Annotated in this window: 12 protein-coding genes; 4 read left to right on the forward strand and 8 right to left on the reverse strand. The window is 65.8% G+C overall.

Features of this window, described 5'->3' with window-relative positions:
- Positions 1 to 164 precede the first annotated feature (164 nt).
- Both PTE30175_RS17880 and sauS read right to left on the reverse strand, forming a co-directional pair.
- Positions 165 to 1,694, reverse strand: coding sequence for an acyl--CoA ligase (locus PTE30175_RS17880; protein WP_150698420.1), 1,530 nt, complete (start codon positions 1,692 to 1,694; stop codon positions 165 to 167).
- Positions 1,691 to 3,175, reverse strand: coding sequence for an acylating sulfoacetaldehyde dehydrogenase (gene sauS / locus PTE30175_RS17885; RefSeq protein WP_150698421.1), 1,485 nt, complete (start codon positions 3,173 to 3,175; stop codon positions 1,691 to 1,693). The genes PTE30175_RS17880 and sauS overlap by 4 nt, the downstream gene beginning before the upstream one ends.
- A gap of 193 nt (positions 3,176 to 3,368) precedes the next feature.
- Here sauS and PTE30175_RS17890 point away from each other — a divergent pair, with 193 nt between their 5' ends.
- Positions 3,369 to 4,127: an IclR family transcriptional regulator gene (locus PTE30175_RS17890; protein WP_150698422.1), complete on the forward strand. Its 759-nt coding sequence runs from the start codon at positions 3,369 to 3,371 to the stop codon at positions 4,125 to 4,127.
- 3 nt (positions 4,128 to 4,130) lie between these two features.
- On the opposite strand, the gene PTE30175_RS17895 is transcribed toward PTE30175_RS17890, so the two are convergent.
- Positions 4,131 to 5,747 carry a GMC family oxidoreductase gene (locus PTE30175_RS17895; protein WP_150698423.1) on the reverse strand — a complete coding sequence of 539 codons (1,617 nt, stop codon included), beginning with the start codon at positions 5,745 to 5,747 and terminating at the stop codon, positions 4,131 to 4,133.
- Between the two features lie 225 nt (positions 5,748 to 5,972).
- On the opposite strand from PTE30175_RS17895, the gene PTE30175_RS17900 reads away from it, so the two are divergent.
- Positions 5,973 to 6,797 carry an IclR family transcriptional regulator gene (locus PTE30175_RS17900; RefSeq protein WP_150698424.1) on the forward strand — a complete coding sequence of 275 codons (825 nt, stop codon included), beginning with the start codon at positions 5,973 to 5,975 and terminating at the stop codon, positions 6,795 to 6,797.
- A 206-nt stretch (positions 6,798 to 7,003) separates the two neighbouring features.
- Here PTE30175_RS17900 and PTE30175_RS17905 read toward each other — a convergent pair whose 3' ends face one another.
- From PTE30175_RS17905 to PTE30175_RS17925, 5 genes are all read right to left on the reverse strand, one after another.
- On the reverse strand, positions 7,004 to 7,477 hold the full coding sequence (locus tag PTE30175_RS17905) for a YbhB/YbcL family Raf kinase inhibitor-like protein (protein ID WP_150698425.1): 474 nt from the start codon (positions 7,475 to 7,477) through the stop codon (positions 7,004 to 7,006).
- A gap of 10 nt (positions 7,478 to 7,487) precedes the next feature.
- Positions 7,488 to 8,030: a glycine cleavage system transcriptional repressor gene (locus PTE30175_RS17910; protein WP_150698426.1), complete on the reverse strand. Its 543-nt coding sequence runs from the start codon at positions 8,028 to 8,030 to the stop codon at positions 7,488 to 7,490.
- 119 nt (positions 8,031 to 8,149) lie between these two features.
- Positions 8,150 to 8,518, reverse strand: coding sequence for a single-stranded DNA-binding protein (locus PTE30175_RS17915; protein ID WP_150698427.1), 369 nt, complete (start codon positions 8,516 to 8,518; stop codon positions 8,150 to 8,152).
- A gap of 244 nt (positions 8,519 to 8,762) precedes the next feature.
- Positions 8,763 to 9,248 carry an aminoacyl-tRNA deacylase gene (locus PTE30175_RS17920; RefSeq protein ID WP_150698428.1) on the reverse strand — a complete coding sequence of 162 codons (486 nt, stop codon included), beginning with the start codon at positions 9,246 to 9,248 and terminating at the stop codon, positions 8,763 to 8,765.
- Positions 9,249 to 9,377: 129 nt separating this feature from the next.
- Positions 9,378 to 10,037 carry a phosphatase PAP2 family protein gene (locus tag PTE30175_RS17925; RefSeq protein ID WP_150698429.1) on the reverse strand — a complete coding sequence of 220 codons (660 nt, stop codon included), beginning with the start codon at positions 10,035 to 10,037 and terminating at the stop codon, positions 9,378 to 9,380.
- A 364-nt stretch (positions 10,038 to 10,401) separates the two neighbouring features.
- On the opposite strand from PTE30175_RS17925, the gene PTE30175_RS17930 reads away from it, so the two are divergent.
- Together PTE30175_RS17930 and PTE30175_RS17935 are read left to right on the forward strand one after the other, a co-directional pair.
- A complete protein-coding gene (locus PTE30175_RS17930) occupies positions 10,402 to 12,054 on the forward strand; it encodes a restriction endonuclease (protein ID WP_150698430.1) in 1,653 nt (550 codons plus the stop codon).
- Positions 12,055 to 12,260: 206 nt separating this feature from the next.
- On the forward strand, positions 12,261 to 12,896 hold the full coding sequence (locus tag PTE30175_RS17935) for an FMN-binding negative transcriptional regulator (RefSeq protein ID WP_150698431.1): 636 nt from the start codon (positions 12,261 to 12,263) through the stop codon (positions 12,894 to 12,896).
- Positions 12,897 to 12,918 lie beyond the last annotated feature (22 nt).

A 12,918-nucleotide genomic window follows, 5' to 3' on the forward strand; every position in this document is an offset into this window, starting at 1 on the left:
GGGGCCGTGGCCCGGCGCTTCCGTGGTCGCTGGGGGATGCGGCGTGAGCCGCGCTGCCCCGTCATGAGCGTACAGCGGTTGTCTCCTGCATCTATCGGGTTGTCGGGGCGTCAGCTCCTTGGGAATGGGGGAAAGGGATGATTGATGCGCGCGTGCAGTGCCGGTCAGCCCGGTTCGAGCAGCTTCAGGCGCTGCACCTTGCCGGACGGCCCGCGAGGCAGTTCGGCGATGAAGCGGAACGCCTTCGGCGTCTTGTAGCGGCCCAGTTCGCGCAGGCAATGCGCGCGCAGCGCCGTCTCGTCGGCGCACGCGGACTCGCGCAATACGACGAACGCAACGATGTCCTGCCCGTAAGCCGGGTCGGGCACGCCGACGGCGGCCGCTTCGAGCACGTCGGGGTGGCGCAGCAGCGCCTCGTCGATTTCGCGCGGCGCGATGTTCTCGCCGCCCTTGATGATCAATTCCTTGGCGCGGCCCGTGATGAAGAAGAAGCCTTCGGCGTCGCGATAGCCAAGGTCGCCGGTCTTGAGCCAGCCGTCCTCGGTGAATGCGGCGCGCGTGAGCTCCGGTGATTTGTAGTAGCCGGCCATGACGTTTTCGCCCTGCAGCACGATCTCGCCGATCTCGCCGTCGCGCAGCGTCGCGCCCTGCGGGTCGATCACGCGCGCCCGCACGCCCGATGGCCGGCCGATGCTGCCGACGCGCCGCAGTTGCGAATCGAACGGATTGCTGAACGCCGGTGCGGCGGTTTCGGTCATGCCCATTGTCTCGATGACGCCGATGCCGAAGCGCGCCTCGAATGCGCGATGGTGCTCGGGCGGCAACGCGGCCGATGCCGACCGGCAAAAGCGTACGCCCTGCGGCGCGCGTCCGTCGGCATCGTTGAGCAGATAGGCGATGATCGTGGGCACGACATTGAGCCAGGTGCAACGGTAACGGGCCACGTCATGCCAGAACGCGCCCGCCGAAAACCGCCCCGGCATCACGACCGAGCCGCCGTGGACCAGTGGCGCGATCGCCGTCACGACGAGCCCGTTGATATGGTACAGCGGCAGCGTGGCAAGCACGCGGTCTCCGGTGCCGAGCTGATGCTCGCGGCTCACGTTCGCGCCATTGAATGTGAGGTTGCGATGCGTGAGCAGTACGCCTTTGGGGGTGCCGGTCGTGCCCGACGTGTACATCAGCAGCGCGGGCGCCTCCGGCCGCGGCGCGGGCAGCGCCGGCGCGCCGGGCAGGCGCACGGGCAACTCGGGCAACGCGGTCGCGGCCGGGGAGGTGACGACGACGGGCACGTCCCGTCCTACCTCGCGCAACGCGTCGCGAATCGCCGCCTCGCCGTCGGGCCACGTGAAAATCAATTGCGTGTCCGAATGTCCGACGATGTAGCGCAATTGCGCGGGCTGGCACAGCAGGTTGAGCGGATTGACGACAAGCCCGCTCGCCATCGCGCCGAGCAGCAGGCGCGCGGTCTGTTCGCCGTTGGGCATATACACCGAGACGGTCTGGCCGGTCTGCAGGCCTGCTGCCGCAAAACGCCGGTTCAATTCGGCCGTGTCGGCAGCGAGCGCGCCGAACGTCAGCGTGCCGTCGCGCTCGGGCGCGATCAGGTACGGCAGGGCGGCCGAGTGCGCCGCGCGCGCGGCGATGAGCGCGGCGATGCTCTCGAAGGTGATGGCTTGTGCGCGCGCGTTCATTTGCCGTACCTCGCGAAGTAGTCGCCGAGCAGCGCCGCTTCGCTCGGCACCTGCTCGGCGATCGGCGTGGCAATGCGGGTGATGTTGATGTATTGCCGCCAGCCGAGGTTCTCCGAGAAATTGTTGCCGCCCCACGTGCCACAGCCCATGGACAGCGAGAACGGCAGGCCGTTGTCGAAATTCCCGCCGGTGGCGAGGCAGTGCGCCTGGTTGACGATCACCCGCGCGACCGGCAATTGCAGGCCGAGTTGCAGCGCTTGCCCGGCGTCGGCCGAATGCAGGCTGACCGAATGGCCGGCGCCCATGTAGTCATAGATTTGCTCGACGCGCGCCATCGCCGCGGCGAAGTCGCGGGCGCGGTAGACGGTCAGCACCGGCGAGAGCTTTTCACCGGAGAACGGGAAGTCGGCGCCGACGCCGTCTTCCTCGACCAGCAGCATCGTCGGTTGCAGTGCCGACACCCGTTCCAGGCCGGCCAGTTCGGCGATGCGCCGCGCATCCTGGCCGGTCACACGGCCCGACAGCTTGCCGCCTTGCCACATGACGTCCTGCAATTGCGCCTTTTCGCCGGCGGTGAGCAACACGCCGCCGTGGGCGGCCAGCGCGGCGAGCATTGCGGAGTAGACGGCATCGAGAATCACGACGCTGTTTTCCGACGAGCAGCTCGTTGCGTTGTCGAACGTCTTCGAGCGCGCGATCTTGGCGGCCGCGTCGTCGAGCGCAGCGCTTGCGTCGATGATCGAGGCGACGTTCCCGGCGCCGACGCCGAACGCCGGCGTGCCGCTCGTATAGGCCATGCGCACGTTCGCCTGCGAGCCCGTTGCGACGACGAGGTCGGCTTGGCGCATCAACTCGGACGTGGTCGCTTTCGACACGGGGGCGGGCAGCATCTGCACGAGATCGGCGGGGACGCCGACCTTGGCCAGCTCGGCGTGGATGAACGACAGCAGCAGCTCGCACGCGCCTTGCCCCTTCGGCGACGGCGCGACGATTACCGCGTTGCCGCCCTTGAGCGCATTGATGATCTTGTTGGCCGGCGTCGCTGCGGGGTTGGTCGACGGCGTAATCGCCGCGACGACGCCCACCGGCCGCGCAATTTCCGTGATGCCGCTGGCGGCATCGACATTGATGACGCCGACCGTCTTGAGGCCGTGCAGATCGCGCAGCAGGCCGAGCGTCTTGCGATGGTTTTTGCGGAACTTGTCGTCGACGTTGCCCAGGCCCGTGTCGGCAACCGCGCGCTCGGCCAGTTGCCGGTTGCGCGCCGGGGCCATGATGGCCCACGCGGCTGCGGCCACGGCCGCATCGACGGTCGCCTGGTCGGCCCGCGCATATTCGCGTTGCGCGGCCCGCGCTCGCGCGACCACGGCGGCGACGATGCGCTCGGGGCTGGCGGATTCGTTGGCAAGGGAAGTTGAGGATGATGCCGGGGTGGCATCGATACCGCTGGACTGCCGGTGACGCTGCGCTTGCACGCTCATGTGTCGACTCCGCAGGTTGGGAAGGGGGCGCCGGTACGATTTTTCCTTCGCTTGGGGCCTTGCGTTGAATCTAGGTGAATGGTTGAAAAACGCTGTCCCAATTTGTGCGCTTTCTCAAACGCTAACGTCGCCTGCAAGCTAAAATTCAATTTTCGGGATAGATGAAAGTCCCGAAATCCGATAAATTTGATGCATGAGCAATCAATCGAACGCTGCTGCGGTGCGGGCCTTCCGCATCCTCGAAATACTGTCTGCCGCGGGGGGGCCGCTCACCCTGGCCGACATCGTCGGTGAGATCGGTTTGCCGAAGCAGACCGTTCATCGCATCCTCAAGCAGCTCGAATCCGCATGGCTCGTGACGCGCGCGGCGGGCAGCCGCTATTACGAGTGTTCGACGCGCGTGCGGCAAATGGCCGTCAACGTGCTGATGCAGGCCGGACCTGCGGCGGCGCGCCATGCGATCCTGCAGCAACTCGTCGAAAAGCTTGGCGAGACCTGCAACCTGACGATGCTGTCGGGCGACGACATCGTCTATCTTGATCGCGTGGAGACCCAGTGGCCGCCGATCGTGAACCTGCGGCCCGGTTCACGGGTGCCGCTGCACTGCACCGCGAGCGGCAAGCTGTTGCTGTCGTTCCTGCCGCGGATGCGGCGCGAACGGCTGATCGTCAACTTGCCGCTGCGCGCCCAGTCCGAGAACACGATCACAGGCATCGAGGCATTGCGCGCCGAACTGGCCGAGACGCGCCGGCGCCGCATTGGCGTGAACAACCAGGAAAATCTGCAGGGCATGATTGCCGTCGCGGTGCCGGTCATGCTGGACCGCAACCGCGCCTGCGCGGCCATCGCCGTGCAGGCGCCGCTTGCCCGCGTGACGCTCGACGGGCTGATGGCGTTCATCCCCGACTTGCGCGCCGCGGCCGAGACGATGGCCAAGACCTTCGCCGAATAACCCTCAACGCGCAGCCGCGGCATCTTCGAGCAGCATGTCGGCGGCCTTTTCTGCCACCATCACGATTGGCACATTGGTGTTGCCCGAGACGAGCGTCGGCATGATCGAGCCGTCCACCACGCGCAAGCCCGCGACGCCGCGCACGCGCAGCCGCGCGTCGACCACGGCCATGGGATCGTCCGCCGGGCCCATCTTCGCCGTGCCCGACGGATGAAAAATCGTTGCCCCGTACTCACGGCAGAAGCGCAGAATCTCTTCGTCCGTGCGCACGTCCTGCCCGGGGCGATGCTCGCGCGCCATCCATGCGCGCATCGGCTCGGTCTGCGCCACGCGGCGTGCGAATTTCACGGCGGCCACGACCGTGCGCCGGTCGAGTTCGTCGGACAGATAATTCGGCTGGATCTTCGGCGCGGCCAAGGGGTCGCGCGAAGCCAGTGTTACCGTGCCGCGCGAGGCGGGCCGCAACTGACACACGGAATAGGTGCAGCCCGAGAACGGATGCACGCTGCCGCCGGCCTGGTCGGCCGACAGTGTCGCGAAATGAAATTGCGTATCGGGCGTCGCGCTCTCGTCGCCGAGCGCGCGGCAGAACATGCCGCCCTGATTGATGCCGACGGCAAGCGGCCCGGAGCGCGCCAAGGCCCATTGCAGGCCGATACGCGCCTGCCCCCACAGGGAGTTGAGCTGATCGTTTGTCGTGATCGGCCGGTTCACTTCGTAAATCAGGCGAATCTGCAAATGATCCTGCAAATTCTGTCCGACGCCCGGCAAGTCGCGCACGACAGGAATATCCAGTTCACGCAATGCGGCGGCCGGGCCGATGCCGGACAGCTGCAGCAGTTGCGGAGATTGCAGCGCCCCGGCCGACAGGATGACTTCGCGGCTGGCGCGCACGTCGAACGTCTCGCCGCCGCGCTGGCAGCGCACGCCCGCCGCGCGGCTGCCGTCGAACAAAATGCGCGCGGCGTGCGCGTTGGTCTCGATAGTCAGGTTGGCGCGCTTTTTCGCCGGCTTCAGGTAGGCCACCGCCGTGGAGCAACGCAGTCCATTGCGGGTCGTTAACTGGTAATAGCCGACACCTTCCTGCGCGCCGTTGTTGAAGTCGTCGACGCGCGGCACGCCGAGGCGTTCGCCCGATGCAATGAACGCGTCGACCAGGGGATGCGGCGTGCGAATGCTCGACGCCCACAGCGGACCGCCGGTGCCGCGCGTCGGCGCGGCGCCGAGATCGTTGTGCTCGAGACGGCGGAAATACGGCAGGCACGCGTCCCAGTCCCAGCCGGGATTGCCGAGCGCGGCCCAGTGATCGTAGTCGGCGCGTTGGCCGCGAATGTAGATCAGGCCATTGATGGAACTGCTGCCGCCCAGCGTGCGCCCGCGCGGCCAGTACAGGCGGCGGTTCAGCATGTTCGGATCGGGATCGGTGTAGAACCCCCAGTTGTAGACCTTGTGGAACATGGTCTTGCCGTAGCCGATCGGGATGTGGATCCACATATACCGATCGGGCGGGCCGGCCTCGAGCAGGCAGACGGAATACTTGCCATTCTCCGAGAGCCGGTTGGCCAATACGCAACCGGCCGAACCGGAGCCTACCACGACGTAGTCGAACGCTCGCTGCATGGGTTTCGCTCCTCCGGGGCCGTTCACCCTGGGGCCGTCCATCAGGCCAATTCGGCTGAGGTGGCCATCTCCGATAAATGGAATGATTTGTTTCGACTTTATGAACGGATTCCGATAATCTCAAGCCAAATCCCCGCCAATGACAAAAAATGGATCAGAAAATCCAATTTCGTTTCATCTTCGGCGGATTTGAAAAACCGTGAGCCAAGTGTGGCGGAGATGGCGATGTCCCCCCGATCCGAAGTTGCGGCGACAGCCGCGAACCGAACGTCCGCCGAGCCGGGCCAGGCGTTCGACGGACAGCGCGCCCTGCGGCCGTTGGTCGTGCTTGAGCATCTGGCCTCGGCGGGCTTGCCTTTGACGCTCTCGCAACTTGCGTCACGCCTGTTGATTCCCAAGGCGACGCTGCTGCGCTTGATGGAAAGCCTGGAGGCGGCGCGCTTCGTCATGCACGCGCCGGACGAGCGCGGCTACATGCCCGGGCCCGCGTTGAGCCAATTGGCGCTGGCGAGCGTCGGCAACAACGCATTCACGCGGGCATGCCGGAACGTCCTGCGCGCACTCGTGGCGGATGTCGGTGAGACTTGCAACATCACTGCGCCCGATGGCGATCGTGTGCTGTATGTCGAGCGGATGGAAACGGCGGAGCCGTTGCGGCAGCACATGGTGCCAGGCATGCGCGTGCCGATGCATTGCACGGCGAGCGGCAAGCTGTTCCTGTCGCAGATGCCGGCGGCCGAGCGGCGTGCGTTGCTCGCAACGATGCCGCTAACAAGCATGACGCCGCGCACGTTGACCGCGCCGGATCTGCTCGCGGCCGAACTCGACCGCATCGCGGCGCGTGGCGTGGGTATCGACAACGAAGAGTTCGTGCGCGGCATGGTGGCCATTGCCGTACCGGTGCGCGCCGACGACGCTCGCGTGATCGCGGCCGTGGCCTGCCATGTGCCGACAGCGCGCATGAGCCTGTCCGAACTGATGGACGTGCAACCGAAACTCACAGCAGCGGCGCTGCGGCTGCGGCCGATATTGCTGCGAAGCGCTGCCTGAACTGCTGAAGCCTCACAGCACGGCGGCATCAAACGGGTGTGCTTACTGCGCACAGAAGATTCGGTGTGCGATACAAGAACTCGCGCTCGAATCGCGTACCCTCCCCGTCGGGCGTGAGCGTATAGATGACGGTGCCCGCCTGCCTGCCATTCGACGATGATGGCGCGCTTCATTCGCGGCGTCTCTCCGAGGGGCATCGCACGGCGTCATGATCTTGAATAAGTGCCGACAAGCTCGGCCTTGTCGAGCACGTGACCGCGCATGGCACGTTCGAGTTCGTCCTTGGTCGGTTCATCGAGGTCGGGCAGGGCAACGTTCAATGCGTACAACTTGAAGAAGTAGCGGTGCCGGCCAATCGGTGGGCACGGACCGCCGTAGCCGGTCAGGTCCCAGTCGTTGCGGCCCTCACGCGTGCCGGCGGGCAATTCATCCGTGCGCACGTCTTCGATGAGTCCTGTACTGTCCGATGGCAGATTGTAGAGGACCCAGTGCGACCATACGGTCTTTGGCGCGGCGGGGTCGGGCGCATCGGGATCGTCGACGATCAACGCCAGGCTGCGCGTGCCGGGGGGGACATCCTGCCAGGCCAGCGCAGGCGAACGGTTGGCGCCGTCGCAGGTAAAGCGTGCTGCCAGCGGCGCACCATTGGTGAACGCATCGGACGTCAGGCGCAGGCTCATGGCCGGTACCTCACGCGGCGGCGGCCTGATCGAGCCGGACGTCGAGCGCGACGTCGACCATCAGGTCGTTAGCCAGGCTTTCCAGCACGTGGCGAAGTTCTTCGGTCGACACGTTGCCGGGCACTTGCAACCGCGCGCTCGCGCGGAACAGGGTGCCGCCCGCCATGGATCCGTCAACGCACTCCGTGGTCAATTCCTCGATGCTCACGCCGCGCGAGTAAAGCACGTGCGAAATTTCCTTGACGATGCCGGGGCGGTCCTGCCCCACGAGGTCGAGTTGCAGCAGCCGCGCGGCGGCCGGGGCGCCCGACGTGCCGCCTTGTGTAACGAATACGCGCAGGCCTTGCGTTTCCAGGGCCTGCAATCCGGCTTTCAAGGTTTCGACCTGCGCTTCCGGGACTTGCAGATGAACGATGCCGGCGAACTGTCCGGCGAGATTGGCCAGGCGGCTTTCGAGCCAGTTGGCGCCGGCAGCGGCGGCCTGGTCGGCGATCGCGTTGACCAGGCCGGGGCGGTCCGGGCCGACCACATTCAGAATCAGGGACGTCGTCATGGGGCGCTCCGTCAATGGATGGGCATCGTGCCATGCGACGCCGGCGGCGCCGCACTCACTCCAGTGTAGTGCAATCGCGGCGCTCGCCGTCAATCCGGATTCAGCACACAGTTGCCGCGTCAGCGCGTGACGTCGTCCGTGCTGTCCTGGCCCGTTGCATCGCCGGCATCCGCGGCGTGACGCAGGTCGCTTTCGAGACTGCTGACGCGGTGTGCTACGAGGTCGATCGCCGGACGCGCCATGCCTTGCTTGTCGGTCCACACCCGCGGGGTAAGGGCGCCGGTCACGGTGAGGGCATCGCCCTCGTCAAGCGCGCGTAACGCGGCGCACGGTTGCGCGCCGAACGCGATGACATTGACGACGACCGCCTCGCCGTCGCCATCGCCGGCGTTGGCCCGCACGCGTGCGGTCACATAGACGGAACCATGCTGGCCCGTGCGCTCGTGTGCGGCGTCGAGCAGCCGTCCCGTTATCCTGCCTTCAATCATTTCGTTCTCATTTGCGCGCCGGCGCGCGCCGGACCCGCATCATGCGGGATTGGGGGATCGGCGGTGCGGCGAAAGCGCCATTATCGCGCGCGAGCGCCGGAGCGCGAAAGCGAATTCCATGAAAAAAGCGGCGGGGATGGATGTCAAGCGGACGCCTTCGTCACGGATGACGAATTTCGGGATGTCAAGCCTGCGCGCCAGCGGGTCATGGCCGGCGCGCAGCGGGGTGCGGCAAGCTCGGGCCTCAGTGCCGCAGGTCGTGCATGCGATGCGAGAAACGCGCCTTTTCGGCTTGTTCCATCAGGCGCATGAACTGATCTGTCTGCATGTGGATGAGCGCTTCGTGATCGCCTGCCTCGAAATAGATATCCGGCAAACTGGCGAGGCTTTCGTCCATCAGCGTCATCATGCCGTAGGCGGTGCCGATCGGCGGAATGGCGCCGACTTCGCAGTCCTTGAACGTTTCACGGACATCGGCTTCCTTGGCCAGCGTCAGCCGTCGGCCGGTTTGCGCCCAGAGTTTGGACAGGCGTAGATGATGGGTGGATGGCAGCACGGCGGCGACGTAGCCGAGTTCGTCTTCGAGCAGGATCGTCTTGGCGAGGCGGTCGCCCGGGATATGGGCCGCTTCGGCGGTTTCGATGCTGCTGTAGCTGTGCGGGTGGCGGACCACTTCGTATTGCGCGCCGGCATTGCGCAGACAGGCCTCCAGGGTGGATGCAATCGACATGAGAAACCTCCTCTCGAACGATCCGGCCGCCGTTGATGCGCCGGCGGCCCGGGTTTTCAGCATAGGGCGCTTTGGCGGCGATGCAAGGTGAAAAAATTAACACCGCCAGTGAGCGCTCGCCAACCGGGCTTATTGGCCCCACCGAGCATGCGCGGTGAGTACGCACTGCGCAACTGCGATACCAAGCGCTGCGCCGGCAAGCACGTCGCTGACCCAGTGAAAGTTAGCGCCCACCTGCCCGAACGCGGTCAGCACGATCGCGAGTGCGCACAAAAGCCGCAATCGGGGATGGCGCACCGCGATGACGGTGCAGCAGGCCAGCAACAGCGACAGGTGGCCGGACGGAAACGCGGAATAGGCGGCATCGCCGCCCGCAAACAGCCGGAATTCGAACACGCCGTTGGCAATGAACGACGGGTTGTTGTGGACCCAGGTTTCGGGCCAGGTGCGGCCGAAGATGAATTTGAGCGCGAGTTTGGCGAAGCTGGCGCTTACCACGGCGACCGACGTCAGCCATAACGTAAGCGCCCACCCCGGCAGACGTCTTCGCCAGACGTATGCAGCGCTCGAGACGAGTAGCACCGGCGCTCCGAGCGCAAATAGCGGAGTGGGAATGTCGCTTGCGAGGATCACCCAACGATTGCCGTGCGTGAGCGCATGGGCGGCAAGCGAGACGGGGCGGTCGAGCCAAGCGATGGCCGCCGGCGCGAGCAGCAGGCAGACCAGGCTTGCGAACCACCACGCGCGGGCGCGTGAGGCAGGCGGGACGACGGGTATTGTCGATGGCATGGCGACAGCAAAAGAGGACGGGCGGCCGGTGGCAAGACAATCGTCCCGGCGGTAATCGTCCCGACACGTGGGCGACGCATATTGTAGGCACCGTTGTGTGACAGCGGCGTTGGCTCGGCTGCACTACGGGGGAAATGCCGGTTCGGCGGGGGCGGCGCAGTCCGATCTTTGGCAAGGAATGGAAAGATTCTTTGCGAGAGCAGGGCGCAACGTCCTACAATCGTCCCCTATGTCGCGGGTTGCGCCGTGGCCGATGGCGACCATCCCGCGCTTCACGAGGCAGGGTAGTCGGGGCAGTGTCGCGGGTGTGTTTGCAAGCACTGACTGACATCGATAGAAAAACAGAGACGTTCAGGGGGCCGCAGTGAATCGGGGATTTGTCAGCACGATCGATAGGATTTCGCGCGAATTTTGGCGCGCGGCACACGCGCGTCAGCAACAGCGGGAAAAGGCCGAGACGGGCGGATTGCAAGCCGTGCGCGATGCCGAGCGTGCGCGGCGCGCGTACGAAGAAGCGCCCGGCGCAGACGAGGCCGCGCGACAGAAAGCATTCGCAGCGATGCGGCATGCCGAGACGGCGGCCGAGACGGCGCGTGCCCAATATGCGTTCAAGTTACGTGAGCACTTGCTGGCGGAGGGATTGGCGCGCGACGTGCGCATTCCGCCGGCCGAATTGCGCGCGCGGGCGACGCCGCCGCCGGCAGACTTCTCGAACTTGCCGAAGGTCACGCCGAAGCCGGAATGGTCCGCCTATCAACCGGAAAAGCCGGGGCGCCTTGCGTTGGCGATGCCGGGGGCGAGCGCGCGCTTTGAGGCGGCAGTGGCCCGCGCGCGCAGCGAGTTCGTGCATGCCGAGCGTGAACACGAAGCCTCGAAGATTCGCCGCAACCACGGCACGACCATCAAGCAGTTGGCGCATCAGAAACTGACGGAGGTGCTGCGTGCGGAAGCCGCTGCGCAAAACGCTGCAGTCGCGGAGTTCGAGGGCGCACTGTTGCGCGCCGAGGCAGACGCGGTGGCGTGCTACGCGCGCATCGTGTTGAGCCGCAGCCCCTATCCGGCGGGCTTCATGCAGACGCTCGCTGCGCAATACGTGAACGAATCGCGCCTGCTTGTCGTCGGGTACGACGTGCCCGCATGCGACGCGGCGGTGCCGATCGCGGCATCGTATCGTCATGACGTGCACGACGACCGCATTGTCGCAGTCGCCGCGCCTGAAGCGGCGCGCGCCGCGGCGTACGCGTCGGTCGTAGGGCAGGTCGCGCTGCGTTCGTTGCACGAATTGTTCGCCGTCGATGCATTGCGCATGGTCGATGCGATCGTATTCAATGCCTATGCCGACGCCGGCGCGCCGGATCCCGCGGGTGTGGCGGCGCGTGCGTGCATCGCGAGCGTGCATGTCAGCCGCGCGGAGTTTGGCGCGCTCGTGTGGGAAACCGGTGATCCGCCAATGGCGGTCGATGCCGCGACGCAGCTTGGCCGGTTGCGCGCGCGCCTGTCGGCAGCGCCTGCCGCGCTCGCGCCGGTGATGCCGTTCGTCGAGATCAATATGACGCGCGCCGTGACCGATGCCGATGTCATGGTGGACCGCCGTCTGAATCTGATGGCGCTGCCGGCGAAGGATTTCACGCAGGTCATGTTCCATCTGCTGTGTTCGCTTGCATTGGAAAGTGCGCCGCCGCAACCGTCGGAGGACGGTAGCCACGAACTGCGGGCGTACGACCCGCACCCGATCTTCGGCGGCGACGTGGTCGTGCACGTCAAGCGGCAGGCGGCGAAGCTGGACGCGGCGGCTGTGCGCGCGGTGATCGCCGAGATGCAGAAGATCGGCGCCGCACGGGGCATGTTGCTGACCACTGCGGCACTGGATGAAGGTGTCGAGGAGTTGGCGCGCAATCATCGCGTGGAACTGCTCGCGGGGCACAATCTTGTATTCCTGATGAATGAGAATGCGGGCGTCGAGGCCAGCGTCGACGTGCCGGCAGACTGGCGCGATGCTGCGCCCGCGGCGGCGTGAAACGGCGGACATCCCGAAGCATTTGAAGCCGTACGCGCCGCAACTTTCGGCCGCCGGCCGGGCAGGTGGCATGAACGTACGTCAGCCGTGATTCGCGGTGGCATCGTGGCCTCATCGATTTGCGCTTCGTTGGGTCTTTTCAAGGCGCCATTGCAGCCGTATGCTGACATGCATCCTTGAATCGGGTCAGCCTACGGAGCGTTTCGATGTACCTGCCCACCGCTTTTCGCGACGATCGCCCCGAAGTCGCTCACGACGTCATTCGCCGTCATCCGCTTGGCCTGCTGGTCAGTGCCGGCAGCGGTGGCCTGCTGGCCGATCCACTGCCGTTTCTCGTTTATCCGGAAGAGGGCGAGTTTGGCACGCTGCGTGCGCACTTGGCGCGCGCGAATCCGCACTGGCAGGTCCTGTCCTCGGTGGACGAGTGTATGGTGGCGTTCATGGCCGAGCAGGCGTATGTTTCGCCCGCCTGGTATGCCGCCAAACGCGAACACGGCAAGGTCGTGCCGACCTGGAACTACGCCGCGGTGCACGCATGGGGGAAGCCGCGCGTGATTGAGGATGCTGCCTGGCTGCGCCGGTTGCTGAACGACCTGACGCACTCGCAGGAGTCGCATCGCCTGGAACCGTGGCACGTGGACGATGCACCGGCCGACTATCTTGAAGTCATGGTGGGGGCGATCGTTGGCGTGGAAATTCCGATCCGCCGGCTGGAAGGCAAGTTCAAGGCGAGCCAGAATCGTCCGGCGGCCGATCGCGCGGGTGTGGTGGAGGGCCTGCGCGCAGACGGGGCCGCAGCGATGGCGGCGCTCGTAGAAGCGCGTGGTCAGGGCAAGCTGTAAACGCCTGAAAGATTTGTTGTCC

Source organism: Pandoraea terrae (assembly GCF_902459695.1).
Classification (GTDB): domain Bacteria; phylum Pseudomonadota; class Gammaproteobacteria; order Burkholderiales; family Burkholderiaceae; genus Pandoraea; species Pandoraea terrae.